Source organism: Duganella sp. Root198D2, from assembly GCF_001428585.1.
Taxonomy (GTDB): domain Bacteria; phylum Pseudomonadota; class Gammaproteobacteria; order Burkholderiales; family Burkholderiaceae_D; genus Rugamonas.
Window position 1 is genome coordinate 155,823 of the sequence record NZ_LMIC01000044.1, and the last position, 24,855, is coordinate 180,677.

The 24,855-nt window shown below is 63.3% G+C and carries 30 protein-coding genes and 1 riboswitch; of the genes, 20 read left to right on the plus strand and 10 right to left on the minus strand.

What is annotated here, in order from left to right:
- The 9 genes from ASE26_RS22595 to ASE26_RS22635 form a co-directional block, all read right to left on the minus strand.
- Window positions 1-1,068: an NAD-dependent epimerase/dehydratase family protein gene (locus tag ASE26_RS22595; protein ID WP_057246987.1), complete on the minus strand. Its 1,068-nt coding sequence runs from the start codon at window positions 1,066-1,068 to the stop codon at window positions 1-3.
- Window positions 1,069-1,335: 267 nt separating this feature from the next.
- Window positions 1,336-1,977: a 3,4-dihydroxy-2-butanone-4-phosphate synthase gene (gene ribB / locus ASE26_RS22600; protein WP_055924544.1), complete on the minus strand. Its 642-nt coding sequence runs from the start codon at window positions 1,975-1,977 to the stop codon at window positions 1,336-1,338.
- A 102-nt stretch (window positions 1,978-2,079) separates the two neighbouring features.
- Window positions 2,080-2,230: riboswitch (FMN riboswitch) on the minus strand.
- Between the two features lie 117 nt (window positions 2,231-2,347).
- Window positions 2,348-4,441, minus strand: a complete 2,094-nt coding sequence (locus ASE26_RS22605) for a flagellar biosynthesis protein FlhA (protein ID WP_055924547.1) — start codon at window positions 4,439-4,441, stop codon at window positions 2,348-2,350.
- A complete protein-coding gene (flhB, locus tag ASE26_RS22610) occupies window positions 4,438-5,583 on the minus strand; it encodes a flagellar type III secretion system protein FlhB (protein ID WP_055924550.1) in 1,146 nt (381 codons plus the stop codon). Before flhB ends, ASE26_RS22605 begins: the two co-directional genes overlap by 4 nt.
- Window positions 5,576-6,358: a flagellar biosynthetic protein FliR gene (locus ASE26_RS22615; protein ID WP_057246988.1), complete on the minus strand. Its 783-nt coding sequence runs from the start codon at window positions 6,356-6,358 to the stop codon at window positions 5,576-5,578. Before ASE26_RS22615 ends, flhB begins: the two co-directional genes overlap by 8 nt.
- A 6-nt stretch (window positions 6,359-6,364) precedes the next feature.
- Window positions 6,365-6,637, minus strand: a complete 273-nt coding sequence (gene fliQ, locus ASE26_RS22620; protein WP_055924555.1) for a flagellar biosynthesis protein FliQ — start codon at window positions 6,635-6,637, stop codon at window positions 6,365-6,367.
- Window positions 6,638-6,645: 8 nt separating this feature from the next.
- Window positions 6,646-7,392 (minus strand): flagellar type III secretion system pore protein FliP, encoded by a 747-nt coding sequence (gene fliP, locus ASE26_RS22625; protein ID WP_057246989.1) that lies wholly within the window; start codon window positions 7,390-7,392, stop codon window positions 6,646-6,648.
- The gene (locus ASE26_RS22630; protein ID WP_055925283.1) at window positions 7,389-7,763 is read right to left on the minus strand and encodes a FliM/FliN family flagellar motor switch protein; all 375 of its coding nucleotides are present in this window, start codon (window positions 7,761-7,763) and stop codon (window positions 7,389-7,391) included. Before ASE26_RS22630 ends, fliP begins: the two co-directional genes overlap by 4 nt.
- Window positions 7,764-7,765: 2 nt before the next feature.
- Entirely contained in the window at window positions 7,766-8,620 is an 855-nt protein-coding gene (locus ASE26_RS22635; protein WP_229207026.1) for a hypothetical protein, read from the minus strand.
- A gap of 389 nt (window positions 8,621-9,009) precedes the next feature.
- Between ASE26_RS22635 and ASE26_RS22640 the strand changes: the two genes are divergently transcribed.
- From ASE26_RS22640 to ASE26_RS22720, 17 genes are all read left to right on the plus strand, one after another.
- Window positions 9,010-9,360, plus strand: coding sequence for a flagellar hook-basal body complex protein FliE (locus ASE26_RS22640; RefSeq protein ID WP_055924561.1), 351 nt, complete (start codon window positions 9,010-9,012; stop codon window positions 9,358-9,360).
- A 36-nt stretch (window positions 9,361-9,396) separates the two neighbouring features.
- Window positions 9,397-11,166 carry a flagellar basal-body MS-ring/collar protein FliF gene (fliF, locus tag ASE26_RS22645; protein WP_055924564.1) on the plus strand — a complete coding sequence of 590 codons (1,770 nt, stop codon included), beginning with the start codon at window positions 9,397-9,399 and terminating at the stop codon, window positions 11,164-11,166.
- Window positions 11,147-12,169, plus strand: a complete 1,023-nt coding sequence (locus tag ASE26_RS22650; protein WP_055924567.1) for a flagellar motor switch protein FliG — start codon at window positions 11,147-11,149, stop codon at window positions 12,167-12,169. The genes fliF and ASE26_RS22650 overlap by 20 nt, the downstream gene beginning before the upstream one ends.
- Window positions 12,169-12,879 carry a flagellar assembly protein FliH gene (gene fliH / locus ASE26_RS22655; protein WP_055924569.1) on the plus strand — a complete coding sequence of 237 codons (711 nt, stop codon included), beginning with the start codon at window positions 12,169-12,171 and terminating at the stop codon, window positions 12,877-12,879. The genes ASE26_RS22650 and fliH overlap by 1 nt, the downstream gene beginning before the upstream one ends.
- Entirely contained in the window at window positions 12,876-14,186 is a 1,311-nt protein-coding gene (gene fliI / locus ASE26_RS22660) for a flagellar protein export ATPase FliI (protein WP_055924572.1), read from the plus strand. The genes fliH and fliI overlap by 4 nt, the downstream gene beginning before the upstream one ends.
- Window positions 14,183-14,614 carry a flagellar export protein FliJ gene (gene fliJ, locus ASE26_RS22665; protein WP_055924575.1) on the plus strand — a complete coding sequence of 144 codons (432 nt, stop codon included), beginning with the start codon at window positions 14,183-14,185 and terminating at the stop codon, window positions 14,612-14,614. The genes fliI and fliJ overlap by 4 nt, the downstream gene beginning before the upstream one ends.
- Before the next feature lie 88 nt (window positions 14,615-14,702).
- Window positions 14,703-16,094 (plus strand): flagellar filament capping protein FliD, encoded by a 1,392-nt coding sequence (fliD, locus tag ASE26_RS22670; RefSeq protein ID WP_055924578.1) that lies wholly within the window; start codon window positions 14,703-14,705, stop codon window positions 16,092-16,094.
- Between the two features lie 12 nt (window positions 16,095-16,106).
- Window positions 16,107-16,493, plus strand: coding sequence for a flagellar export chaperone FliS (fliS, locus tag ASE26_RS22675; RefSeq protein WP_055924582.1), 387 nt, complete (start codon window positions 16,107-16,109; stop codon window positions 16,491-16,493).
- On the plus strand, window positions 16,486-16,797 hold the full coding sequence (locus tag ASE26_RS22680; RefSeq protein WP_055924585.1) for a hypothetical protein: 312 nt from the start codon (window positions 16,486-16,488) through the stop codon (window positions 16,795-16,797). The genes fliS and ASE26_RS22680 overlap by 8 nt, the downstream gene beginning before the upstream one ends.
- 2 nt (window positions 16,798-16,799) lie before the next feature.
- Window positions 16,800-18,032: a flagellar hook-length control protein FliK gene (locus ASE26_RS22685; protein WP_057246990.1), complete on the plus strand. Its 1,233-nt coding sequence runs from the start codon at window positions 16,800-16,802 to the stop codon at window positions 18,030-18,032.
- 7 nt (window positions 18,033-18,039) lie between these two features.
- Window positions 18,040-18,495 carry a flagellar basal body-associated FliL family protein gene (locus tag ASE26_RS22690; protein ID WP_055924591.1) on the plus strand — a complete coding sequence of 152 codons (456 nt, stop codon included), beginning with the start codon at window positions 18,040-18,042 and terminating at the stop codon, window positions 18,493-18,495.
- Window positions 18,496-18,500: 5 nt separating this feature from the next.
- Window positions 18,501-19,217 carry a FliA/WhiG family RNA polymerase sigma factor gene (locus ASE26_RS22695; RefSeq protein ID WP_055925289.1) on the plus strand — a complete coding sequence of 239 codons (717 nt, stop codon included), beginning with the start codon at window positions 18,501-18,503 and terminating at the stop codon, window positions 19,215-19,217.
- 40 nt (window positions 19,218-19,257) lie between these two features.
- Complete coding sequence (gene motA, locus ASE26_RS22700; RefSeq protein WP_055924594.1) at window positions 19,258-20,172, plus strand: flagellar motor stator protein MotA; 915 nt, start codon at window positions 19,258-19,260, stop codon at window positions 20,170-20,172.
- Window positions 20,156-21,142 (plus strand): flagellar motor protein MotB, encoded by a 987-nt coding sequence (locus ASE26_RS22705; RefSeq protein WP_055925292.1) that lies wholly within the window; start codon window positions 20,156-20,158, stop codon window positions 21,140-21,142. The genes motA and ASE26_RS22705 overlap by 17 nt, the downstream gene beginning before the upstream one ends.
- A gap of 22 nt (window positions 21,143-21,164) precedes the next feature.
- The gene (flgM, locus tag ASE26_RS22710) at window positions 21,165-21,437 is read left to right on the plus strand and encodes a flagellar biosynthesis anti-sigma factor FlgM (RefSeq protein ID WP_055924597.1); all 273 of its coding nucleotides are present in this window, start codon (window positions 21,165-21,167) and stop codon (window positions 21,435-21,437) included.
- Between the two features lie 23 nt (window positions 21,438-21,460).
- Window positions 21,461-21,862 carry a flagellar export chaperone FlgN gene (gene flgN / locus ASE26_RS22715; RefSeq protein WP_055924601.1) on the plus strand — a complete coding sequence of 134 codons (402 nt, stop codon included), beginning with the start codon at window positions 21,461-21,463 and terminating at the stop codon, window positions 21,860-21,862.
- Complete coding sequence (locus ASE26_RS22720; protein WP_156409996.1) at window positions 21,849-22,664, plus strand: glycoside hydrolase family 73 protein; 816 nt, start codon at window positions 21,849-21,851, stop codon at window positions 22,662-22,664. Before flgN ends, ASE26_RS22720 begins: the two co-directional genes overlap by 14 nt.
- Here ASE26_RS22720 and flgA read toward each other — a convergent pair.
- Window positions 22,624-23,340, minus strand: a complete 717-nt coding sequence (flgA, locus tag ASE26_RS22725; protein ID WP_229207027.1) for a flagellar basal body P-ring formation chaperone FlgA — start codon at window positions 23,338-23,340, stop codon at window positions 22,624-22,626. The genes ASE26_RS22720 and flgA overlap by 41 nt on opposite strands.
- 54 nt (window positions 23,341-23,394) lie before the next feature.
- Between flgA and flgB the strand changes: the two genes are divergently transcribed.
- From flgB to ASE26_RS22740, 3 genes are read left to right on the plus strand one after another with little or no spacing between them, the layout of a single operon-like run.
- Complete coding sequence (gene flgB / locus ASE26_RS22730) at window positions 23,395-23,757, plus strand: flagellar basal body rod protein FlgB (protein ID WP_055924607.1); 363 nt, start codon at window positions 23,395-23,397, stop codon at window positions 23,755-23,757.
- Between the two features lie 11 nt (window positions 23,758-23,768).
- Complete coding sequence (gene flgC / locus ASE26_RS22735) at window positions 23,769-24,185, plus strand: flagellar basal body rod protein FlgC (protein ID WP_055924610.1); 417 nt, start codon at window positions 23,769-23,771, stop codon at window positions 24,183-24,185.
- Entirely contained in the window at window positions 24,185-24,853 is a 669-nt protein-coding gene (locus ASE26_RS22740; RefSeq protein WP_055924611.1) for a flagellar hook assembly protein FlgD, read from the plus strand. The genes flgC and ASE26_RS22740 overlap by 1 nt, the downstream gene beginning before the upstream one ends.
- Window positions 24,854-24,855: the final 2 nt, after the last annotated feature.

Sequence of the window (24,855 nt, forward strand, 5' to 3'; positions counted from 1 at the left end):
TTAAGGTTTAGGAATCAGGCCATTGTCGATCATCTGCTGGAACATATCGCGGATCGACGACTCCAGTGGACGATACACCATGCCCAGTTCGCGCGCACTCTTGCTGCTGTCCGCAAACCACGAAAAGCCCACATTGCGCGACACAAACTTGCGCGTGGTGGATCTATCCACGATCGGCGCGACCAGCCATACCAGCCACTTCGGCAGTGTACGGCGCGGCACAGGGTAGGCAGCAAAATTGGGCAGGAGCGCTTTGGCGATGCCCAGCAGCGAAGTGTTATGGCCAGAGATGATATGGCGGCCCTTCGCCTGCGGCAGGTAGGCGGCGCGCAAATGTGCGTCCGCCAGGTCGCGCACATCCACCGCGCCAAGGCCCAGGTCGGGGACGCCGGATTTCATGCGTCCATCCCCCATCTGGCGCACGATGTTGAAACTCTCCGAAGTGCCGTGCGGGTTCACGCCAGGGCCGATCACCAGGCTTGGATTGAGCACCACCAGTTGCCACGCCGACTGGCGCCTGGCGATTTCCCACGCCTCGCGTTCGGCAACTGCTTTTGAGTAGGAATACGGCGCATGACCGAGGGACGAGCTGCTGTTCCACACCTCCTCGGTAAACACGCCATCCGGGGTCGTATTGATATCGGCATTGTCGCCGTAGATGGCAGCGCAGCTGCTGGTCAGCACCACGCGCTTTACGGAATCGGTGCGGTTCGCCGTTTCGAGGACGTTACGGGTTCCAAGCAGGGCCGGATCGACCAGCTCTTTTTGCGGATCGCGGATATTCAGGGTGAATGGCGACGCGGTGTGGAAGACGATGCCGCAGCCGGCCATGGCGTCGTCGAACGAACCATTATCGAGCAGGTCAGCCTTGAAATAGCGAATGGTGCCCGGCAGCTTCTCAGCCAGTTCATCCAGGTGCCGGATTTTGCTGCGGTCATCGGGATTTCGCACCGCCGCGTGGACGGTAACGCCCTCCTCCAGCAGCCGCTTCACGATCCAGCCTGCGACATAACCGGTGGCACCGGTGACCAGGACGGGCCTGGTTTTATCAACTTCCAACTTGCTCATGTTTGGTTCCTAAATAGTCAGCGATAGGGAGAGCTTATCGCTACCCTGCACCCAGGTCACTAGCAAACCGCGCCAACCCGCACGCAATGCGTGCCGAAAAGTCGGTGCCAGGTCTGTCATTTGGACACGCACGACACACCTTTGACATTTATCAGTACTTTCCACCTCAAAAGAAAACACCCGCTGGCCGATTGCGTCGGAGCGGGTGTTTTGATTTAGATCAAAGGTGCAGGCAGCGTGTCCGAATGACAGACCTGGCACCGAATTTTAGCCACGCTTGCGCCATTCGATCAGCTCGGCAATCGTCAGGATCGGCATGCTGTGCAGCTGGGCAAATCGTTCAATCGCTTCGCCGCGCATCATGGTGCCGTCGGGGTTCATCAGCTCGCACAGCACGGCGGACGGGGACAGGCCTGCCATCCTTGCCAGGTCGACCGAGCCTTCCGTGTGGCCGGCTCGCATCAATACGCCGCCAGGCGTGGCGCGCAGCGGGAAGACGTGGCCGGGACGCACCACGTCTTCCGGACTTGCGCCATGCGCGGCTGCGGCGCGGATCGTCGTGACGCGGTCTGCGGCCGATACACCGGTTGTGACACCATGCCGCGCTTCGATCGATACCGTGAACGGCGTGCCGTACTTGCTGCCATTTTCCGCGGCCATCGGCGGCAATTCGAGTTCGCGCACCTTTTCCGCGGTGAGGCACAGGCACACGATGCCGCTGCATTCGCGGATCATCAGGGCCATGGTTTCAACTGTCAGGCGGTCGGTGGCGACGATCAGGTCGGCCTCGTTCTCACGGTCGAAATCATCCAGCAGGATAACGGGAACACCGGCGCGCATGGCGTCCAGCGCCGCGTGCATGCGGGCTTCGAGGTCGGTACTTTGAAGGATAAATTCAGGGGACAACATAGGAAACGCTCCTCGCTAAAAGTTAACGAAAAACGCTCCAGGGCAAGCGAATAGGCGCGGCTACCCTTACCGCCAAGGCTGGCAGGGAATACGCGCGACAGCGCACATCTTCTTTCATCCGGACTATACCGTCGGCCCTGGAATCTCACCAGGTCTGCTGACCCTGCCCGTTGCTGCCAGGCAGGCGCTCGCGGGCTCGAACGTTGCCGCTCTTACCGCCGGTGGGGAATCGCACCCCGCCCCGAAGACGTAATTATTTTGCCTGCACGGTGCAGGCGGCGGGATTTTAGCAGTGTTTTTGAAAACCGGTAAAGCCGGGTACGGGCAACATCGCACAACCGCAATCCGCAGCCCGGAAACCGTGCCGGGTTTAGCCGACTGTGCCGATGATCGACACTTCGCGATTCTCGGGCACTTCGTTATACGACAGCACATGCAGCCCCGGCGCGAACAAACGGGCGTAACGCGCCAGCAGGGGGCGGATCTGCGGCAGTACCAGCAGCAGCGGCGGTGTGGCCTGCTGCTTCATCTGCTCGCGCGCCACCGGCATATTCACCTGCAGCTGCGCCAGCAAATGCGGGTCGATCGGGTAGTTATCCAGCACCACCTTGCCGGTCTGGCGAGCCTGGTTCAGGGAACCAAGCAGCATGTTTTCCAGTTCGCCGCCCAGGTTAAACGCCAGCATCTCGGTCTTCTGCCCGAACAAGCCGGACACAATCTGGCGCCGCAAGGCGCAACGCACTTCAGCTGCCAGGAGGATCGGGTCTTTGGTAGTTTCCGAGGAATCGAGCAAGGTCGTGGCAATCGGCACGATATCCTTCAGCGATACCGACTCCAGCAGCAAGACGCGGAATACGCGCAGCAATTGGGTATGGGTCAGCGCTTTGTCGAGCGAGCCCGCCAGCTTGGGCGAGAGCGCGGTCAGGCGATCCATCAGCGCGGCCACGTCTTCATGGCGGAACAACTCGGGCAGGTATTCGCGAATCAGTTTCGACACATGGGTGGCGATGGCGCTCGGCGCTTCCACCACCTGGTAACCCAGGCCCAGCGCATGCGCCTTGTCCTTGGTTTCGATCCAGGTCACCGGCATGCCGTAAGCTGGCTCCACGCCAGGGATCCCGTCGATCTGGCCGTACACATTGGGCGAGGGAATGGCCATCAGGCGGTCGGCAAACACTTCGGACAGCGCGATCGTGGAGCCGCCCAGTACCACCGCGTACTGGGTTGGCTTCAGCGCCAGGTCATCGCGCACATTAACCTGGGGCAGCACCATGCCCATCGCTTCGGACAGGCTTTGGCGCACTCCGCGCAGGCGCTTGGTCAGTACTTCGCCATGCGCCTTGTCGATCATGCCCACCAGCTTGTACCCCAGCGAAACCTGCAGCGGCTGCACCACGGGCAGCGATTGCCATTCCAGTTCCGGCACCTTTTCTTCACGCAGCGCCGCTTCGATGGCGGCGATATTGTCGACCACCGGCGCGCCCTGCCGCAGGTACAGGCGCCAACCGACATAGGCCAGCACCGCCGCGAAGGTAAGGAAACTCAGCTTCGGCATGCCCGGCACCAGGCCGAGGATCACCATCACCGCCGCTGCGCTGAACAGCACGTTGGGCGATGCCAGCAGCTGCTGGCCCACCTGGACTTCGAAATCGGCACCTTCGGTCTCCGACACGCGGGTGACGATGATCGCCGCGGCGGCTGACAGCAGCAGCGCCGGGATCTGGGCCACCAGGCCGTCACCGATGGTCAGCAGCGCGTACTGCTTGAACGCGTCGCCGAAGCTCATGTCCTGCATCACGGTACCGATGGCGACGCCGCCGACGATATTGATGATCAGGATCAGGATCGACGCGATCGCGTCGCCGCGCACGAACTTGGCGGCACCGTCCATGGCGCCGTAGAAGTCCGCCTCGGTCGACACTTCCCTGCGGCGCTGGATTGCCTTTTCCTGGTTGATCAAGCCGGCATTCAGGTCGGCGTCGATCGCCATCTGCTTGCCCGGCAAGGCGTCCAGGGTGAAGCGGGCCGATACTTCCGAGATGCGCTCGGCGCCCTTGGTCACCACGGCGAAGTTGATGATCATCAGGATCACGAACACCACCATGCCGACCACGTAGTTGCCGCCGATGACCACCTGGCCGAACGCCTCGATCACCTTACCGGCAGCGTCCGTGCCTTCGTGGCCGTGCAGCAGCACCACGCGGGTCGAGGCCACGTTCAGCGTCAGGCGCAGCAGCGTGGTGGCCAGGATCACCGTCGGGAACACCGAGAAATCCAGCGGCCGCCTGGCGTTCACGCTGACCAGGATCACGATCAGCGCCAGCACGATATTGAAGGTGAACAGGACATCCAGCAGGATAGGCGGCAATGGCAGGATGATCATCGCCAGGATCGCCAGCAGGAAGACCGGCGTGGCGAATTTGTGGCGTCCCGCTTCTGCGAACAAGCCCTTCAGGAAATTCATGTCGTTGCTGCCTCACTCATGGAAGTTGGAACCGGTACCTGCCCCGCTTCCAGCGGATTTGGCTGCGACGGACGGCGCCCCTCACGGAACGCCTTCAACTGCAGCACATAATGCAGGACCATGGAAACAGCCTGGTACAACTGCACGGGAATCTGCTGGTTGACCTGGCTGGTATTGTAAATTGCGCGCGCCAAGGGCGGCAGCGAAAGCACGTCGACCCCGTGCTCCTGCGCCAGGCGCTTGATGTATAGCGCCATTTCATCGACGCCTTTGGCCAGCACGTACGGCGCCTCGGCGCGCTTGTCGTCGTATTTCAGCGCCACCGCGTAATGCTCCGGGTTGACGATCACCACGTCGGCGCCCGGCACGATCTTGCGCGCGGAGCGTTCGGCCATGGCGCGCTGCAACTGGCGGATGCGCTGGCGCACTTCAGGGCGGCCCTCCTGCGTCTTGTATTCTTCCTTCAGCTCCTGCTTGGACATCTTCTGCTGCTCGCTGAAGAAGTAGGCCTGGGCCGGTACGTCGATGATGGCAAAGATGATGAACACGGCCACCATGGCCATGATCCCGTTCAGCATCTGGTTGGCGCCGGAAGTCAGGGCCTCGCTCAGCCCCAGCCCCTGCAGGCGCGTATATTCATTGATGGTGCTGGTGCCGATGTGCACCAGCACCCAGCCCAGCACAGCTGCCTTGCCGATCGAGACCAGCAGCTCAAAACCGTGCTTCTTCGAGAACAGGCGCCCCAGGTTGGTCACCGGGTTGAAGCGCTCGAACTTGGGCTCGAGGTTTTTGCTGCTCATCACCCAGCCGCCCGGCACCATGGCGCCCAGCACGATAGACAGCGGCACCACGAACAGCGGCACCAGCATCTTCACCAGCAGCAGCGCGGAACTGAGCCAGACGGTGCTCATGACGTTGTCCAAAGCGCCCTCGCCTTCCAGTGGCGCAAACGCCTGGTGGAAGATCTCGCGAAAGTCCAGCAAATAGGTCGGCAGCATGTACACGAACAGCTTGAGCGACACCAGGATGCCGATCGCGGTCGCCAGGTCGCGCGAACGCACCACCTGGCCTTCCTGGCGGGATTTCTTCAGCTTCTGCGCTGAAGCCTTCTCTGACTTGTCGCCGCCGCTGTCGTCAGCCATGTGGCACCATCTGTTGCTGGATCATGTCGAGCACGCGCGCCGACATGCGAATGTAATGCTGCGGGATGAAACGCACCACCTGGCCCAGCATCAGCAGGCCGAAAATGGTAATCACCGAAAAGCCCAGCGCAAACAGGTTCAGCGTCGGCGCCACGCGATTCAGGAAACCGAAGCCAAGCTGCACCACCAGCGCCGAAAACACGACCGGTATCGCTAACAGCATGGCGGCCGAAAAGATCCAGGCCACGTTCCAGGCCACCGTCTGCAGCAGCAGCGCCGAATAGCCGCCGCCCAGCGGCCAGGCCTTGAAGCTTTGCCCGATCACGCCCGCCAGCACCAGGTGGCCGTCGATCGAAAAGAAGATCACGATGGCCAACATGGACAGCAGCGCCGACACCACGTCGGACGAAGTGCCGTTCAGCGGGTCGTTCATCACCGCCATCGAAAAGCCGACCTGGCTCGAGACCAGGTAACCAAGAACGCCAATTACCGACATCGAAAAGTGGAACGCCAGCCCGATCGCGCCGCCGATCACCGCCTGCTCCAGCGTGACCGCAATGCCCTGCACCGAAATCGGGTCGATGCCCTGCACCACCTGGCCCTGGGTCAGCGGCAGCAGGATGACCGCCAGCACCAGCGACACCAGCAGCCGCACCGTGACCGGCACCATCATCTCGCCCAGCACCGGCGCCGCGCTCAGCATGGCCATGCAGCGCACGAAGGGCCACCAGATTGCCGTCAGCCACACCAGCAGGTTTGCCAGGACCTGTTCCATGGCTCGCTACCCGACCAGTGTTGCCGCGCGCTGGAAAATCGAGACGCAATAATCCATCAGGTAGCTGGACATCCAGCGCCCGGTCAGGACAATGGCCAGCAGCGTGACCAGCAGGCGCGGCAGGAAGCTCAGCGTCTGCTCGTTGATTTGCGTCGCGGCCTGCACCAGCGCCACCAGCAAGCCCGCCACCAGCCCTGGCACCACCAGCACCATGACCATGATCATTACGATATGCAGGGCCTCGACGATCAGGTCGACGGCCACGTCGGGCGTCAGCATCGCATCACCTAATAGGCCTGTATGCTCGTCACGAGCGTATTGACAGTCAATGTCCAGCCGTCCACCAGCACGAACAGCAGCAATTTGAACGGCAGCGAAATCACCAGCGGCGACAGCATCATCATACCCATTGCCATCAGCACCGACGATACCACCAGGTCGATGATCAGGAAGGGAATGAACAGCAGGCAGCCGATCTGGAATGCGGTCTTCAATTCGGAAAGCACGAACGCCGCCAGCTTGACGGTGAAAGCATGGCCGGCCGGATCGGTAATTGCGTCCTCACCTGCCAGGTGGGCGATCTGCTTGAGCGATGCCTTGCTGGTCTGGGCCAGCATGAAGCGCGAAATCGGCTTCTCGGCAATCTTCAGCGCATCCTGCAGGCCGATCTTGTCCTGGTCGTAAGGCAGGAACGCGTCGCGCCACACGGCGTCGCCGATCGGCTTCATGACCAGCAGGGTCAGGATCAGGGCTACGCCGGTGATGATACGGTTGGGCAAGCCTTGCTGCAGGCCCAGGGCCTGGCGCAGCAGCGACAGCACGATGACGAAACGGGTAAAGCTGGTCATCATCATCACCATGATGGGCAGCAAGCCCAGCAGGGTCATGATAACCAGGATCTGCATCTTGACCGACAGCTCGGTCTTCGCGCCGGGGACTACGCCACCCAGCAAGTCCTGCGCCCACGCGGGCGCGCAGGCACATAACAGCACTGCCCCGGCCGCGAGGCCAGGCACCAGGCGGCGCACGGTCATGGCGCCATCATGTCGAGGTTCAACCCGTCCAGATCGATAACCTTCAAGCCGTAATTTTCACCGGCCACCACCACCTCGGCGCGGCCGATTGCGGTGCCGTTGACCTTGATGGTCAGCGGTTCGCCGGCCAGCATGTCAAGCTCCACCACGCTGTCCGGGCCGATCTGCATCAGGTCTTGCAGCGACAGGCGCGCCGAGCCTACTTCCAGCGTCAGCGTGACGGGAATCTTGCGCATCATGGCCGGCAGGTCGCGCCGGCCGGCACGCGGTGCCGGCACGTCGCCCAGATCCTGCGCCACCTGGTCGATGATCATTTCTTCCGACATATCGTCCAGCATGGAGTCGTTGGAACCGTTCGGGTTATTCATCATGGTCATTCGATATCTTCAAAAGAGGTTAAGCAGAGTTTGCCCTTGTGCTCAGTTACCGCGGCTGTAAACAGGCGGGATTCTTCAAGCATAACGTCTGCCCTGTGCAGGCTGACCGGGATGACATCGCCCACACGCAAGTCGAACATGGCGCCCAGCGTGGTTTCCTTGGAAACCAGCCGGCCGCTCAGGCCAACCTGGAGCCGCGCCGCCAGCGGCCCTGGATTCTTGCTGCCCTTCTTGCCGGCATCGCGCTCGGGCATCAGGCCGCCCAGCACATTGCCCATGACCTGCTTGTCGAGTGCAAACCAGGCCTTGCCCTGCAGCTCGCCATCGCTCAGCGAAACGGTGACCACCCAGCTTCCCTTGCCGGGCTGGGTGGCGCTGTTGGCTTTGATGCTTTCTTCTTCGCCAAGTTCGCGGCCGCCGGCGGGCAGGTTACTTTCAATCCGCGCGGCCAGGATGCTGACCAGTTGTTGCCCGAGAACCACAGCCAGGCGCTCTTCGGTAGCGGTAACTCGAACTGCCTGTTCGTCAACATTGGCATCGGCGCGGGTGGCGCGCCCATAACGGTAATTCAATACCCCGAGCAGGATTTTACGCTCCAGCGCGAAAGCGAGTTGTCCGGAAGGCGCGGCAAAACCGAGCCAGCGCTGGCGCGCTTCGCTGCCTTCAAGGCGGCTGAAGGCAACATCGTCCACCTGGAATGTGCCCCAATAGCGGCGATGTACGTTCAGGCGCATGGCCTGGGCCAGGTCTTCGCGCAGCTGCGCGGCAAACTCAGGCAGCCGGTGCACCGGCCGCCCCAGCAAGCAAGGGTCAAGTACTTCGTATCGCACTGTGCTTTGAGAGGTAGTCATATTGGCCATCCGTCTGCTGCAATCCTATCGCAAAGTTATACGCTCAGGATGATCTTGGAAGCGTAGAATAACTCAAATCCCTCAGTATTGCCATGAATCAAGTACCCCGTTGGTCAAAAAGTCTTTACATAAAAGTTTCCAAACGGTAAGCTTAATTATTGCAAGGTAACATCAGTTGGTTGCAAAAACGATCCTTAGTGCATGATTTATAAGATGTTTTGCAATTTGTAAGCGGTTGTTACGATCCCGAAATCGGGTTACTATGCATGTTCCCGTACGGCACCATTTAACATTTAGTCCAGCTTGTTGGTTAGTAACTGGAAGTTAATCTTGTTGTTGTATTGGTAACGACAGTGCGCCGCCTCGGCGCACCCAACCTGAGGTGATTTATGGCAAATGAATTCGCTGGCCTGATCAAGGCCGACCTGGCATCCCTGAATAACGCGGCCGCCGAGCTCGCGCAGCACGCCAACCTCATTGCGCCTGCCGCCCAGTTCAATGCGGCGCAGCCTGGCGCCACCTTTTCCTTTGCCCAAACGATGCAGGACGCCGTTGCCGGCGTCAATGCGCAAGACCTCGATGCCGGTCAAAAAATGGCCGATGTCGATGCCGGCCGCAGCGACGACCTGGTGGGCGCCATGCTGGCCAGCCAGGAGGCCAGCCTGTCGTTCCAGATGCTGATGCAGGTGCGCAACAAGGTAATGGGTGCGGTCGATGAATTGATCAAGCTTCCGCTGTAAGCTGTTGTTTCCGCCTTCCCTCTCGAAAGACCTGACGTGATTGCTAACCTCAAGTCCGCCCTCGGACGCTGGCGCGGCGCTGCGGCACCAACCATGCCGCCTGCTGTCCTGAAGAACCTGTATCCCATGCTGCTGCTGGCCGTCGGCGTCACCGCGCTGGTGCTGATGGTCCTGTGGAAGGACCAGAGCGGCTACAAGCCCATCTTCGGCCAGCGCGAAAAAGTCGCAACGGCCGACATGATGAGCGTGCTCGACACGGAAAAAATTTCCTACCGCATTCATCCGGAAACCGGCCAGGTGCTGGTACCGGAGGGCAAGCTGGGCCAGGTGCGCATGCTGCTTGCGGCCAAGGGCGTGACCGCGCAATTGCCGGCCGGCCTGGAATTGATGGACAAGAGCGACCCGCTGGGCGTCTCGCAATTCGTGCAGGACGTACGCTTCCGCCGCGGCCTGGAAGGCGAGCTGGCGCAATCGATCATGACGCTCGATGCGATTGCGCATGCGCGCGTGCACCTGTCGATCGCCAAGTCGACCTCCTTCGTCGCGAGCGATGGCGAAAAGTCGTCGGCTTCTGTAGTTATCGCTACCAAAGCAGGACGCACGCTGGCGCCTGAACACATCGCCGCCATCGTCAACATGGTGGCCGGCAGCGTTGCCTCGCTCAACCCGGCGCGCGTGAGCCTGGTGGACCAGTCCGGCAACCTGCTGTCTTCGCACGTCGACCTGAGCGAAGCGTTCGACGCATCGACTTCCAGCAACGAGAACGCCAAGCGGCAGCAGGACGAAATCCGCAGCAACATCAAAGGCCTGCTGGGCCCGATCGTCGGCGACAGCAATTTCCGGGTCAGCGTGACGGCCGATGTCGACAACGACAAGGTCGAAGAAACCGTTGAAAAATATGGCGCCGATCCCAAGGTAACCAGCGAGGCCATGCGCGAGGAGCAGGACCGCAACCGCATCGCGATGGGCGTGCCGGGCACCCTGTCCAACCGTCCGCCGCAACAGCAGGCGGCCGATGCCGCGGCGGCCCAAGGCGGCGCTGCGGCGCCGGGCCAGGCCCCGGAAGGCACGGCGCGCAAGAACGCCACCACGCGCCAGTACGCTTACGACCGCAGCATCACCCAGACCAGGCGCGCCCGCGGCCGCCTGGTGCGGCAGAACGTGGCGGTGGTGCTGGCGCAAGCTGCAGCCCCGTTCCCCAAGACTGGCTGGAGCGCGCCCGAAATCGCCAACATCGACAAGGTGCTGCGCAGCGGCCTGGGCATCAACGAAGAGCGCGGCGACAAGCTGGTGGTCAGCGCCATGAATTTCCCGGCCAGGACGGCCGAGCTGCCGTGGTGGCAGGAACGCGATACGGTGGTCGACTCCGCCAACTGGCTCGGTTATGCGGTGGCACTGCTGCTGGCTTACCTGCTGCTGGCGCGTCCGCTGCTGCGCCTGCTGACCGCGCGCTTTGCGCCCGCCGCGCCGGCCCAGGCAGGCAAGCCGGCGCTGGCAGGCGCTGCCGCACGCCAGGCCGAAGCAACGCCGGTGCCGGGCACTGGCGGCGCCGTGCCGGGCGCCGCTGCGCCGGCAGCTGCACTAGGCTCTCCGGAAGCGCCGCCAGCTGCCGCCGCCAAGCCGGGCGCGCTGGAAGGCAGCCAGATGCCGGTGGTGCCGCTGCTGGAAAACTACGATTTGCCGCCGGCCGGTTCGCCGGTGGACGTGATGGTGGACCACCTCAAGGTACTGGCGGAGAAAGAGCCGGAGCGCGTAGCCGAAGTCGTCAAACAATGGATGCAGAAAAATGGCCGACATCAACAATAACCTGGACCAGGAACAGGGCTTGAGCCCGGTCGAGCAAGCCGCCATCGTGCTGCTGTCGATCGGCGAAGAACCGGCTGCCGCCGTGCTGCGCTGCCTGTCGCGCGAAGAACTGCTGGAAGTGACCCAGGTCATGTCGCGCATGAGCGGCATCAAGGTGGAAGAAGTGAAGACTGCGATGCAGACCTTCTTCGACGATTACCGCCAGCAATCGGGCGTGCACGGCGCCTCGCGCTCCTTCCTCAAGCGCTCGCTCGACCTGGCGCTGGGCGGCGATATCGCAAACACCGTGCTCAACAGCATTTACGGCGACGAGCTGCGGCCGAAGATGGCGCGCCTGCAGTGGGCGTCGCCCAAATGGCTGGCCGACTATATCGCCAACGAGCACGTGCAGATGCAGGCGGTGTTCCTGGCCTTCCTGCCGCCGGCGCTGGCCGGCCAGATCCTCGACGCGCTGCCGCTGGAGGGGCGCGACCTGGTGCTGCTGAACATGGCGCGCCTGGACGAGATCGACCGCGACCTGCTGCTGGAACTCGATGAGCTGGTGAACCGCTGCCTGTCCTCGTTCGACTCGCAGTCGACCAGCGTGGAAGGGGTGCGCCAGGTGGCTGAGATCCTGAACCGACTGCCCAGCAACCGGGCCCAGATCGTCGAACTGCTGCGCGCCCACGATCCGGAGGTGGTGCAGCAGATCGAGATGCAGATGTACGACTTCCTGATCCTGTCGACCCAGACCGAAGTCACCCTCACCCGCATCATCGAAGAAGTGCCGCTCGAGCAGTGGGCCATCGCGCTCAAGGGCGCCGAGCAGGCGATCCGCGACGCGGTGCTGAAGACCATGCCGAAACGCCAGGCGCAGGCCTTCGAGGACATGATGCGGCGCGCCGGTCCGGTGCCGATGTCGCGCATCGAAGCGACGCGCCAGGAAATCATGGCCACCGTCAAAGCGCTGGCCGATGCCGGCGAAGTCGAAGTGCAGCTGTTCGCCGAGACGGTGGTGGAATGATGAAACAGTTCCGCCCCTACCGCTTCCCGCCCTTGCAGCAGTACGTGCATTCGCACGGCGCCAACGGCCAGCGCGTTACCGGGCAGGGCCACATGGCCGACGCCGCCCAGTGGCAGGCTTCGGTCAGCGAAGGCTTCGAGCAGGGCCAGCGCGACGGTTATGAAATCGGCTTGCAGCGCGGCCAGGAGGACGGCTTCGAAGCCGGCCGCCAGCAGGGCGTTGAACTGGGCCGTGAAGAAGGCCGCCAGGAAACCCTGGTCGGCTTCGACCACCTGGCGCGCCCGGTCGACGGCATGCTGAAATCGCTGAAGAAGCTGCGCACCGACTACCGCGCGGCGCAGCGCAAGGAAGTGGTGGACCTGGTGGCAAAAGTGGCGCGCAACGTGATCCGCGCCGAACTGGCGCTGCAGCCGGTGCAGATCATGGCCCTGGTCGACGAGACCCTGGCCTCGATGCCGCCGACGCGCGACGAGATCGATGTCTTCCTCAACCCGGAAGAAGTCAAGCGCATCATGGAAGTCGATCCCAAGCGCGCCAAGCGCTGGAACCTGATCGGCGACGCCCGCCTCGACCTTGGCGAATGCCGCATCCGTGCCGGCGACAGCGAAGTCGATGCCGGCTGCCATCAGCGTCTTGCTGCTGTCATGGAACAGGTCGATAATCAGTTGCAGGCCGCCGATGGCGGTGACGACGCCGAGAGTGAAGAATGATTGCCGACGCACTGCGCAAACTGGAACTCGATGACGTACCGCTGGCCACCCCGACCGGGCGGCTGGTGGGCGCATCCGGCCTGCTGCTGGAGGCCACGGGTTGCAAGCTGCATACCGGCCAGCGTTGCCAGATCGAGACAGTCGATGGCGAATGGCTCGACGCGCAAGTGGTGGGCTTCCGCGAAAAGCTGACTTTCCTGATGCCGTTCAAGAAAGCGGCCGGCTTGACCACCGGCGCGCGCGTGCTGCCGTCGGCCGAAAAGTCGAGCCTGCAGATCGGCGACAGCTGGCTGGGACGCATGGTGAATGGCATCGGCGAAGCCATCGATGGCCTGGGCAAGCTGGGCGGCGATTACCCGCTCGACACCCAGCCGCCGCGCATCAACCCGCTCAAGAAGCAACCGGTGGTCGATGCCCTCGACGTCGGCGTACGCGCCATCAATTCCATGTTGACGCTGGGCAAGGGCCAGCGCGTCGGCCTGATGGCCGGCTCCGGCGTTGGCAAGTCCGTGCTGCTGGGCCTGATCACGCGCCAGACCGTGGCCGACGTGGTCGTGGTCGGACTGATCGGCGAACGTTCGCGCGAAGTGCGCGAGTTCATCGAAATGTCGCTGGGACCGGAAGGCTTGAAGAAGGCCGTGCTGGTGATCGCGCCGGCCGATGAGTCGCCGCTGATGCGCATCATGGCCACCGAACTGTGCCATTCGATCGCGGCCCATTACCGCGACCAGGGCAAGAACGTGCTGCTGCTGGTGGACTCGCTGACCCGCTATGCGATGGCGCTGCGCGAAGTGGCGCTGGCACTGGGCGAACCGCCGGCCACCAAAGGCTATCCGCCATCGGTGTTTTCCGCCCTGCCCCAGCTGGTCGAATCGGCCGGCAATGGCGAGAATCCTTACGGCAGCATGAGTGCGATCTACACCGTGCTGGCCGAAGGCGACGACCAGCAGGACCCGGTGGTCGACACCGCGCGTGCGATCCTGGACGGCCACATCGTGCTGACGCGCGAACTGGCCGAACGCGGCCACTACCCGGCGATCAATATTGCCGCTTCGATCAGCCGCTGCATGAACCACGTGATCACGCGCGAGCACATGCTGGCATCGCGCGCCTTGAAAGCCTCGATGGCGCGCCACGAAAGGGTGCGCGACCTGATCCCGCTGGGCGCCTACGTGCCCGGCGCCGACCCGGTCACCGACAAGGCAGTCAACCTGCATCCGCATATCGAAGAATTCCTGTGCCAGGGAACCAAGGAACCGGCCCCCTACGCCAATTGCATAGACCAACTTGAAAGGTTGATGGCATGACGACTACCACGATTCGCAGCCTGTCGACCCTGGTCGACATGCGCAGCAACGAAGTCGACAAACTGCAGTCGGAAATGGCCGCCAAGGAAAGCGTGCGCGAGCGCTACCAGAAGACCCTCGACAAGCTGACCAGCCTGTACGAGAGCAGCGGCCCGTCCGGCCGGCTGCCGATGGCCCTGGCGCTCAATTGCGGCGACTACAAGCAGGGCGTGATGGCCATGGCCGACAGCCAGCGCCTCAACCTGCACATGCATGAAGCCGACATGGCCGTGTCGCAGCGCGCCCTGACCGCCGCCTTCGTCAAGCGCGAGGTGCTGGGCCAGGTGCTGGAGCGCCACCAGGATGCGGCAGCCACGGCGCAGCGGGCGCAAGAGCGCAAGCGGCATGACGAACTGGCAACCCAACTGTGGTACCGCGGACATAAATGAAAGGCTGAACCGAATATTTCATGAAGTCATTACTTTGGTCGCCTCTTACCTTGGTACACTTCATTTTAATTTCTTCGGAGCATGAGAAATGGCAACTTCCGTCCCCACCTACGATCCCAAGACCACGGCCGCCCAACTGGCGCAGATGTATATCCAGGGCCGCCAGTCGATGCTCGACAGCCAGTCCGCCAGCGCGACGGCGATCGACAAGGCGCTGAGCAAACTCAGCTCGGCCCTGGGCACCTTCCGCAGCGCCCTGTCGGGCACCACCGCGTCCGGCTCGGTTGTGGCCAATAAAGCAAGCTTCAGCTCCGATGTCGGCACTGCCACCGCGAATGCCTCGGCTGTTGCCGGCAACTACCAGTTCTACGTCGAACAGCTGGCCACCGTGGGCCAGGTCTCGTACAGCGGCATGACCGATTCCGGCGTGACCGGCGCGGGAGCCGGTAGCCTGGCCGTGAAACTGGCCGACGGCAGCAGCTTCACCGTCAGCCTGGCCAATGGCGACAAGGACCTGAACAACGCGCTGAGCGCGAAAGAGATTGCCGCTGCCATCAATATGGAGGCGACCAACAACTCGCGCGTGACCGCCTCCACCCTGACCGTCAACGGCCAGACCCGCCTGGTGCTGACCTCGAACGTGACTGGCCAGGCCAATGGCGTGGCCGGCATCGACACCACCGGCCTGGGCGACCCGGCGCTGCAGGCCCAGCTGGCCGATGCCAACCGCGTACTGCAGAACGGCAGCGATGCCGTGGTCTGGGTCGGCGCCCCGGGCGGCGATCCGAGCAACAAGATCACGCAAGCCTCGAACACCTTCAACGTGGTCGATGGCGTCGCGATGACATTTACCAAAGCCCAGACCGGCGGCGTGCCGGTGACGCTGAGCGTGGCGCGCGACAGCAGCGCCACCGCCACCAATGTGCAGAATTTTGTCGACCAGTGGAACAAGATGCTGGCCTCGATCGGCGAACTGACGGCCGCCGGCAACGTCGCCAAGGGCACGGCCAGCGGCATCTATGCCTCCGACGCCGGCCTCGCTACGCTGAAATCGCGCATGCAATCGCTGCTGCGCACTGCGGTCGGCGGCGTCAGCCTGGTCAACTATGGCGTCAGCGCCCAGCGCGACGGCACCCTGGCGCTGGACAAGACGCGCCTGGAGAAGACCCTGGCCACCAACCCGACCGGCCTGGACGCGATCCTGGGCAAGACCGGCACCATGCCAAGCGGCGTGCTGGGCAACCTCGACACCCTGGTCAGCAGCTGGACCAAGGCCGGTACCGGGCAGCTTGCCACGCGCAAGGATGCCAACACCAAACTGCAGTCCCAGCTGGTGGCCCGCCAGGCCGTGCTGGAAACCCAATATGACAACGCCTACAAGCGCTACCTGAACCAGTTCACCCAGCTGCAATCCCTGCAGTCCCAGATGAGCGGAACCAGCAGCATGTTTGAAGCGATGTTCAGCAACTCCGATTCCTGAAAGCCCTGAACAATGGATCATGACGCCTACGGCAGCTATCACGCCACCAACCTGGAAGCACAGACGGCCCGCGCCACGCCGATCGAACTGGTGCTGGTGCTGACCGACGGCCTGCTGGAAGAGCTGGCCCGGGCGCGCGCCCACATCCTTGGCAAGCGCTACGAACAAAAGGCGGTCAGCCTCGACAAGTGCACCGAAATCATCAACGGCCTGGCCAGTTCGCTTGACTTCGAGCAGGGTGGCGAGGTGGTGGCCAACCTGGGCCGCCTGTACGATTATTGCGCTGCCCGCCTGTACCGCGCCGGCGTCGACATGGACCCTGCCGTCATCGACGAAGTGGTGGGCTTGCTGACCACGATCCGCGCCGGCTGGCAGGGAGTGCAAGACAAACATGGATAGGCAACAGGCGCTGCTGCAACTCGCGCAGCAGCTGAGCGCCGCCACTGCCGCCAGCGACTGGACGGCACTGGCGGCGATGAATACTTTGATGGCCGCCACCCTGCCGGCGCTGGCAGCGCAGGGGGCGTGGACGGCGCCCGAGCGTGCAGCGCTGGCGGCGCTGCATGATTTGCACGTCGCGGCAGTGGCAAAAGTCGATGGCGCCGCCATCGAGACCGGCCAGCACCTGAGCGATATGACCAACAACAGAGAGGGCTGGCTCGCCTATGCCCTCGACAGCGATAGCGCTGCAACCGGAACCTGAGCATGATCAACCTGCCTGCGGCGCCTGCCGCCCCCGCCCAACCTGCAGCCGGCAACGCCGGCCTGCCGCCTCCGGCCGCGAATGGCGCCGCGGTGGCCGATGCCGCCCGTCCCGCTGCCACGGCGGACAGCGCCGCCCCGGCCAGCGGCCTGGCCGCTGCCTTGCAGGAGGTCGGCGTTGCCATCGTGCCGGCGCCGTTCGGGGCCCTGCTGGGCGCCATGACCGGCAGCGCCAGCGACGAAGCAGGCGCGCCAGCCCAGGCCGACGACAAGCTGGCTGCTGCGCAAGCTGTGGCAACCATGCTGCCTGCCATGGGCAGCCTGCCACTGGCCGGCGGCACGCCGGGCGCCACGCCGCACAGCGTGGCCGCGGTGGCCGCGGCCCTGACTGCGCCGGCCGCCAAAGCCCCGGCCAGCGACAGCGCCTTGCTGCTGCGCCAGCAGGCCCAGGCCAGCGCCCTGACCGCCCGTGAAGCCGGTGCCGGCGCCCGGGCCGAAGCGGCCAAAGCGCCGCAAACGAGCCTGCTCGATGCCCGTGCCGCCATGTTGGCCGTGGCCAGCCGCGCGGCAGCCCCGGCAACGCCGGCGGCCAGCCCTGCGCCAGGCCCACGCAGCAGCAGCGAAGCCCTGACGGCCGCCCTCGGTGCCCTGCAGGGCCAGGCCGCCGACAGCACGGCCGCCCCGCTGGCGGCCAAGGACAGCGCCAGCCTGCTGGCCGACAGCCAGCACCAGCCAGCCGATGCCGGCGCCCTGCCTGGTTTTCGCAGCGTGCTGGCCAATGCCGCAGCCGGCGCCCAGGCTTCCGATACGCTGCAACTGAGCGGCAGCCCGGAGCAATGGCAGCAGCCGCTGCGCGCCGCCCTCGGCGACCGCCTGCAATTGCAACTGGCGCGCAACGATGAGCGCGCCGTGATCCGCCTTGAACCGCCCAATATGGGCAGCGTGGAAATTTCCGTGCGCCACAGCGGCGGCACGCTGCAGGTGAATATTGCCGCCAGCCACAGCGAAGTGCTGCGCCAGCTCAACACCATTGGCGACACCATGCGCCAGGACTTGTCGCAGCGCCAGTTCGGCGAGGTGGCCGTCACCGTTTCTTCAAGCAGCGCGCGCAACCTGGCCGATGGCGGCCAACAACAGCGTCAACAGCAGTCCGAGCATCAGCGCCAGCCAGGCCGCGCCCTGGAAGACACTGATGGCGGCACCACCACATTTGCCATGCTGGGCGAACGGGAGTAAGCGATAGATGAATAAGAAACTGGTTCTGATCGTGGCAGCCGTGCTGCTGGTAGGCGCAGGCGCCGCCGGCGGCGCGGTCTGGTTCATGAAAGGCAAGAGTGCCGAGCCAGCCAAGGCGGCTGCCGAGGAGAAAAAACCGGGCGAGCCGCTGAAGTACCTGACCATCGAAAAAGTCATAGTCATGCTGCGCCGCCAGCCGGGCGACACGGTGCCGCACTATATGTCGGCCGACCTCGTCATCGCGACCACGGCCAAGCAGGAGAAGGAAGCCAAGGAAGCGCTGCCGCTGCTGCGCAGCGTGGCCGTGCGCTCGCTGTCGGCCCTGCCGATGGAAAAAGCGTCCATGATGACCATTGACCAGTTTGTCGAACAATTGAACAAGGCTTACGATGAAGCCTACGCCAAGGAAGTGCGCGAACGCCCGTTCGAACAGGTAATGATCGGCAAGTTGATCCTGGAGTAATGGCCATGGGCTTGGTGGATACGGTTGCAGCGCCATATGCCGAAAGCTACGCGGCAGTCAGCATAGCCGACGAGCAGAAGCACCTGCTCGCCTATGCGCCGCTGGTCAAGCGCATCGTGCGCCAGCTGAACTCGCAGGTGCAGGGCGCGATCGACCGCGACGATATGGAGCAGATCGGCCTGATGGGCCTGCTCGAAGCGCTGCGCCGCTACGGCGAACCCGATACCGGTTTCGGCAGCTATGCCGCGCTGCGCGTGCGCGGCGCCATCCTCGACGAATTGCGCCGCCAGGACTGGCGCCCGCGCGCGGTGCGCCAGCAAAGTCACAAGATGCGCGATGCCGTGCGCGAGCTGACGCGCAAGCTGGGCCGCGAACCGAGCGAGCAGGAAACCATGAACGCGCTCGGCCTCGATACTGACAGCTACCAGGCCTACCTGCTGGACGAGAATGCGGAAACCATTGCCAGCTTCGATGAAATCCTGCAGGACACGCTGGCCGACACCGGCAGCGTGGCCGGCCCGGAAGAGCAGTTGATGATACGGCGCAGCCTGGAGCAGGCGCTGACCGGCCTGGACGAACGCGAGCAGCGCGTGATCCAGATGTATTACGAATTCGAGCTCAGCTACAAAGAAATCGCTGCCGTGCTGGACCTGACCGACGCCCGCGTCTGCCAGTTGAACAAGCAGGCCTTGAACAAGATGAAAGCGGTGCTGGCGGCCTGAGCCGCGGCCCACCTCAAAGACCTATCGAAAGGCATAAACCATGCAGCAACTATTCGGCATCATGATCGTGTTTGGCTCGGTATTTGGCGGCTACGCCATGATGGGCGGCCATTTCACCGCGATCTGGCAGCCGCTGGAACTGCTGGTCATTGCCGGCGCCGGCATTGGCGCCTTCGTCATCGGCAATCCGCGCCACGTGCTGGCCGAGACCATGACCCAGTGCAAGCACCTGATGTCGCGCAAGAAGTACGACTCGGAATTCCAGCGCCAGCTGCTGCTGCTGATGTATGAACTGCTGCAACTGGCGGCCGGCGGCCTGAAGGCCCTGGACGCGCACGTCGAGGCGCCGCGCGAATCGCCGCTGTTCCAGCGCTACCGGCTGATCCTGGACGAACCCAAGCTGCTGGCCTTCATCGTCGACAACTTCCGCCTGATGGCGATGGGCAAGATCAACGCCCACGAACTGGAAGGCGTGCTGGAGCAGGAACTGGAGGCCATCCATGAAGAACTGACCCAGCCGGCCAAGTCGCTGGGCAAAATCGGCGAAGCCATGCCGGGCTTCGGTATCCTGGCCGCGGTGCTGGGCATCGTGATCACCATGGGCACGGTGGGCGAAGGCGCCACGTCGGCCGAGATTGCCGAGCACGTCGGCGCGGCCATGGTCGGCACTTTCATCGGTATCTTCTTCTGCTACGGCGTGCTGGACCCGATTTCGAACATGCTCAAGCAGCTGGTCAGCCAGGAAGCGTCCACCATGGAATGCGTGAAAGTGGTGCTGGTGACCCATGTCGCCGGCAAGCCGCCGCTACTGGCGATCGACGCCGGGCGCCGCCTGGTGCAGCTGAACATCAAGCCAAGCTTCGCCCAGCTGGAAGGCTGGATCAATGCGATGGAGGGCGGCGACGAGCCGGAGACCAACTCGCGCCGGGGAGGTGGCCGTGCTAAAGCCGCATGACAAGCACCATGAGCAGACCATCGTCAAGCGCGGCGGTGGCAAGCACAAGCACGATGAACATGGCGGCGCCTGGAAGGTTGCGTTTGCGGACTTCTGCCTGGCCCTGATGTGCCTGTTCCTGGTGCTGTGGCTGATGGCCGTGCGCAACCAGGAATCGCTGGAACACGTGCTGACCCAGGCCGACGGCAGCAAGACCGACGTCGGCAAGGGCGTGATGCCGGAACAGGTGGGCGGCCCGCGCGGCAGCCTGATCGAACGCTTCCCGATGCCGCGCACCGGCAATACCGATGTCGACGGCAATGCCACCCAGGGCTTCAACAAGAGCCCCACCAATACTGCGGAAAACCGGGTGCGCTACGAGTCGCCGGAAGACCTCAAGCTGCTGGCCAGGACGCTCACCAAAATGAGCGAGGAAACTGGCCTGGCCAGCAACCTTGAATCAGTGATCACGCCATACGGCTTGCGCGTGATGTTGCACGATACCGACAGCCAGGGCATGTTCGTGCGCGGCGCGGCGATCCCGACCGACAAGTTCGCGCGCCTGCTGCAGAGCATGGGCCCGCTGTTTGCGAAGATGGAAAACCAGATGCTGATCGTTGGCCACACCGACTCTTCGCAATACGCCGACACCAGCTACAAGGCTTTCTCCAACTGGAACCTGTCCAGCAACCGCGCCATGGCGGCGCGCTCGCAGCTGCTGGCCGGCAGCATGCCGCAGGACAGCGTGCTGCAGGTGGTGGGCATGGCGGACCGTGCGCCGCTCGATGCCAAACGGGCCGATGCTGGTGTCAACCGCCGCATCGAATTGCTGATCCTGACCACTACGCAGGCGAAAGCCATTGCCGATATGTTTGGCATGCCAAGCAGCAAGACTGCTATCATCCGGGAATCGGATTTGCCCGAACCCGGCCTGTTGCAGCAATTAAGACAACAACTGCTGCCTGGCAAGGGGAAGAGCAATGGCAATTAATGTTAAGTCAAGAGGAAACCGTATGAGGATTTCCGGTTCCACCCCAGGCGCCCCGGTACAGAGCGTGGCCGACAGCGCGCCGGCCGCAGCGGCGCACGCAAGCGCCGCCCCGGCAGCCCAGCGCGAGCTGGAGTCGGCTGTGTTGCAGCCTGCCATGAAAGCCATGCAAGAGATGGGCGACATCGACCACGAGCGCGTCGCCCAGTTGCGCGACGCCCTGGCCAAGGGCGAGCTGCCCTTTGATGCCGGCAAGCTGGCCGGCCTGATCCAGAAGTTCCACCGGGGCGAACAGTGAAAGAGCTGTCCAGGCAAGACGCCATGAAGATGCTGCTCGACGGCATCCAGGCGGACTTGCAAAGTTACCAGCAGATGCTGGACCTGATTGCCCAGCAGTTTGAAGCGGCGATCCGCCACCAGAGCGAACGGCTGGGAGACATCGCGAAAGAAATCGCGGCCTTGGTCGATGTGCTGGAAGCGCGGCGTGCCCAGCGGGTCGATCTGGCGACCCGCCTGGTCGGCTCCCAGCCGTCCATGGAACAAGTATTTACCTTGCTCAAGCCCGAAGCGCGTGCGCGCCTCGAAGCCGACTGGGCGCAATTGGAAGGCATGGTGCAGACGGCGCGCGAAATGGGCCGCCGCAATGCCGACCTGCTGGCGGAACAATACACCATCATGCAGCGCGTGCTGCATGGCGACGATCAAACTTATGAGCCGGTCTGAATTTACGCCTTTCCGGGCCTTTACAGCCGCCACAGCGCCGACCCGGGCCACTGCGGCCACCGTGAGCAATATGAGCGCCACGCGCCCCGTGCTGCCGGCGCCGTTCACCCCTGCCCTGGCCGCGAATGCGGGCATGGCCGGCGCGGCTGGCGCCGGCAGCGCCACTTTCCGCCAGGTCCACGCCGAAGTCGCACGCTACATCTCCGCTGCCGACACCCCGCCGGCCGGCGCATCGGGCGCCGGCAGCGCGCTCACTGCCGACGGCGCTGCCTTGCGCGCCCGCCTTGCCGCGCGCGCCGTGGACGGCGAGGCGGGCGGCGAAGCCAGCGTACCCAACGCAGCCCAGCACGCCTTCCTGGAAGCGATTCGCCCCCATGCGGAAGCCGCTGCCGCCCGCCTTGGCGTGGCGCCGGAACTGGTGGCCGCCCACGCGGCATTGGAATCAGGCTGGGGCCGACACGCTCCAGGCAACAATATGTTCGGCATCAAGGCCGGCGGCAACTGGCAAGGCGCGGTGCAGGCGCTGGCGACGATGGAAGTGGAAGATGGCGTGGCGCAAACCCGCAACGAGCGTTTCCGCGGCTACGGCGATATGGCCGGCTCCTTCGAGGATTACGCCGGCATGCTGCTCGACAATCCGCGCTACCGCCGCGCCCTCCACACCGGCAGCGATGCGCAAGCCTTTGCGCAAGCGCTGCAGGCGGGCGGCTACGCCACCGATCCGGACTATGCCGACAAGCTGGGCCGGGTGGCGGCCAGCATCAGGGCAAGTCAGCAGGCTCAACAGTCCCAGCATCAATAACGCGCGCCCGGATCAGGGTGCCGCTGCTGTTTTTTACGCGGATGGTGGCGCCGCGCGTGCCATTGTCCAGCGCTTCCCCCGCCATCGACACTTCGATCTGCTCGCGCCTGGCGACGATGCGCACCTGGTCGCCGCGCCTGACCAGTTGTGGTGCTGCCAACATATTGGCCCGGATCACATCACCGGCGCGGATGGTACGCCGCGCAGCCATCCCTTCCAGCTCGGCGAAGTCGGAAAAAGCATCAGGAATCAAGGTGATATCGTGGCGCTCCCGCAACAAGTCTAAAGGCGACAGAATTTTTCCGGAAATTAAATCGGTGGCTGCAACAGCAACGTTTGCCGACACCTTGCCCTTGGCAATGAACTCATAACGCCAACCTTGCAAGCTTGGGCAAATCACCACGAAGCGCATGCGCGCAATGCCGCGCCGGTCCAGGCTCTCGACCCGCGCTTCAGAGGGACAGTCCGGGATCACGCGATTGATCCTTACGACTTCGACATCGAACTTCGGCTCCAGCCAGCGTTGACTTTCTGCATTATTTTTCAATTGATTTTCTGCAGCTAGTTTCACTTTGCTTAGCAGTTCTTCCATTGTTGAAGCAGTTGCAACATGGAAATTTAAAATTCCCAAAAGCAATAATCCACCGAAAACCTGTACAATGGGATTGTTGGACATGGGCAATACCTTTAGTATGTAAATTCGCTGGGACATTACCAGAGGAGAGTAACAATGGCCATTAATTTCAAGGACGCGGTAGGTTTGCATGCGGATGCATTGCAGCTGCGTGCGCAACGTACGCGCATCCTGGCATCGAACATCGCCAACGAGAATACGCCGGGCTACTCAGCACAGGATATCGACTTCAAGGAGTCGCTGGCGCGCGTCGAAGCGGAGCTCTCCGGCGAGCCAATCCTCGACGGAGACGGCGAAACCAAGTTCCGCGTGCCCTACCACCCGAGCGGCGACGGCAACACCGTCGAGATTGGCGTGGAGCAAGCAGCTTTCTCGCAAAATGCAACTGACTTCGCAACCAGTTTGACCTTCATTAACATGAAATTGCGTGGCCTTGCCAAAGCCATCAACGGTCAATAAAGGGATTTCCCATGAGCTTTAAAGATATTGCGCAAATTGCCGGATCGGCGATGGCGGCGCAGACAGTGCGCCTGAATACCGTCGCCTCCAACCTGGCCAATGCCGACTCCGTAGCCGGCAGCGAAGCCGAGACCTACCGCGCCCGCAAGCCGGTATTCGCCACCGTCATGGACGACAACCTAGACGCCGCCGCCGGCGGCCGGGTGCAGGTGCTGGACGTGGTCGAGTCGTCCGAGCCGCTACGCAAGGTCTATGAGCCGGGCAATCCGCTGGCCAATGCCGACGGCATGGTGTTCTACCCGAATGTCAACCAGGTGGCCGAGATGACCGACATGATGTCGGCGTCGCGCGCTTTTGAAACCAATGTGGAAGTGCTGGGCCGCATCCGCGGCATGCAGGCTTCCCTGCTCAAACTCGGTGAGTCCTGATGGAAACCAACCTGTTCACTAACGCGGCTGCCCAGGGCAGCAACCCGACCGGCGTGGCGCTGAACGGCGCCTCCAACGAAGGGCGCGACATGTTCACCAAGCTGCTGGTGGCCCAGATCAAGAACCAGGACCCGCTGTCGCCGCAAGACCCGTCCCAGTTCGTTCAGCAGTTGACCCAGCTGTCGCAGACTGAAGCGCTGCAGAACCTGGCCAGCCTGACCACCGCCAACGCTTCCGTGCTGCAGTCGATGCAGGTGCTGGCGATGGGCGCCCAGGTCGGCTCCGACGTGATGGTGCAGTCCAGCCAGGTTACGCTCGACGGCCACAAGGTGGTGGGCGAAGCGACCCTGGGCAGCAGCTCGGCCAAGACCAGCCTGGTCCTGACCGGCAGCAACGGCCAGCAATACGAGATCGTGATGGGCACCCTGCCGGCAGGCACCCACCAGTTCAGCATCGACCCGGTCGCGCTCGGCCTGCCCGCAGGCAGCTATTCGATGCGCATCGCCAGCGAGAGCAACCCGAACGCGCCGCTGGCCGTGCTGGGCCGCCTCGACAGCGTTCAGGTCGGCGCCGCCGGTAGCGTTACCGTCAAGATTGATACCGTGGGCGAAGTGTCGCCTTCCGCCATTACCGCATTCCGGGGCAAAACCCCGACTACCGCTATTTAACG

Bases quoted from the DNA above. Each gene is read 5' to 3' on its own strand.
- flgB (WP_055924607.1), top strand. From the start codon at position 23,395: ATGGCCATTAATTTCAAGGACGCGGTAGGTTTGCATGCGGATGCATTG.
- flgM (WP_055924597.1), top strand. From the start codon at position 21,165: ATGAGGATTTCCGGTTCCACCCCAGGCGCCCCGGTACAGAGCGTGGCC.
- ASE26_RS22740 (WP_055924611.1), top strand. From the start codon at position 24,185: ATGGAAACCAACCTGTTCACTAACGCGGCTGCCCAGGGCAGCAACCCG.
- fliD (WP_055924578.1), top strand. From the start codon at position 14,703: ATGGCAACTTCCGTCCCCACCTACGATCCCAAGACCACGGCCGCCCAA.
- flhB (WP_055924550.1), bottom strand. From the start codon at position 5,583: ATGGCTGACGACAGCGGCGGCGACAAGTCAGAGAAGGCTTCAGCGCAG.
- ASE26_RS22605 (WP_055924547.1), bottom strand. From the start codon at position 4,441: ATGAATTTCCTGAAGGGCTTGTTCGCAGAAGCGGGACGCCACAAATTC.
- flgC (WP_055924610.1), top strand. From the start codon at position 23,769: ATGAGCTTTAAAGATATTGCGCAAATTGCCGGATCGGCGATGGCGGCG.
- ASE26_RS22615 (WP_057246988.1), bottom strand. From the start codon at position 6,358: ATGGAACAGGTCCTGGCAAACCTGCTGGTGTGGCTGACGGCAATCTGG.
- ASE26_RS22640 (WP_055924561.1), top strand. From the start codon at position 9,010: ATGGCAAATGAATTCGCTGGCCTGATCAAGGCCGACCTGGCATCCCTG.
- fliQ (WP_055924555.1), bottom strand. From the start codon at position 6,637: ATGCTGACGCCCGACGTGGCCGTCGACCTGATCGTCGAGGCCCTGCAT.
- ASE26_RS22650 (WP_055924567.1), top strand. From the start codon at position 11,147: ATGGCCGACATCAACAATAACCTGGACCAGGAACAGGGCTTGAGCCCG.
- ribB (WP_055924544.1), bottom strand. From the start codon at position 1,977: ATGTTGTCCCCTGAATTTATCCTTCAAAGTACCGACCTCGAAGCCCGC.
- ASE26_RS22695 (WP_055925289.1), top strand. From the start codon at position 18,501: ATGGGCTTGGTGGATACGGTTGCAGCGCCATATGCCGAAAGCTACGCG.
- fliH (WP_055924569.1), top strand. From the start codon at position 12,169: ATGAAACAGTTCCGCCCCTACCGCTTCCCGCCCTTGCAGCAGTACGTG.
- ASE26_RS22720 (WP_156409996.1), top strand. From the start codon at position 21,849: ATGAGCCGGTCTGAATTTACGCCTTTCCGGGCCTTTACAGCCGCCACA.
- fliP (WP_057246989.1), bottom strand. From the start codon at position 7,392: ATGACCGTGCGCCGCCTGGTGCCTGGCCTCGCGGCCGGGGCAGTGCTG.
- flgA (WP_229207027.1), bottom strand. From the start codon at position 23,340: ATGTCCAACAATCCCATTGTACAGGTTTTCGGTGGATTATTGCTTTTG.
- ASE26_RS22685 (WP_057246990.1), top strand. From the start codon at position 16,800: ATGATCAACCTGCCTGCGGCGCCTGCCGCCCCCGCCCAACCTGCAGCC.
- ASE26_RS22595 (WP_057246987.1), bottom strand. From the start codon at position 1,068: ATGAGCAAGTTGGAAGTTGATAAAACCAGGCCCGTCCTGGTCACCGGT.
- fliJ (WP_055924575.1), top strand. From the start codon at position 14,183: ATGACGACTACCACGATTCGCAGCCTGTCGACCCTGGTCGACATGCGC.
- ASE26_RS22690 (WP_055924591.1), top strand. From the start codon at position 18,040: ATGAATAAGAAACTGGTTCTGATCGTGGCAGCCGTGCTGCTGGTAGGC.
- ASE26_RS22635 (WP_229207026.1), bottom strand. From the start codon at position 8,620: ATGACTACCTCTCAAAGCACAGTGCGATACGAAGTACTTGACCCTTGC.
- fliS (WP_055924582.1), top strand. From the start codon at position 16,107: ATGGATCATGACGCCTACGGCAGCTATCACGCCACCAACCTGGAAGCA.
- ASE26_RS22680 (WP_055924585.1), top strand. From the start codon at position 16,486: ATGGATAGGCAACAGGCGCTGCTGCAACTCGCGCAGCAGCTGAGCGCC.
- fliI (WP_055924572.1), top strand. From the start codon at position 12,876: ATGATTGCCGACGCACTGCGCAAACTGGAACTCGATGACGTACCGCTG.
- motA (WP_055924594.1), top strand. From the start codon at position 19,258: ATGCAGCAACTATTCGGCATCATGATCGTGTTTGGCTCGGTATTTGGC.
- flgN (WP_055924601.1), top strand. From the start codon at position 21,461: ATGAAGATGCTGCTCGACGGCATCCAGGCGGACTTGCAAAGTTACCAG.
- ASE26_RS22630 (WP_055925283.1), bottom strand. From the start codon at position 7,763: ATGATGAATAACCCGAACGGTTCCAACGACTCCATGCTGGACGATATG.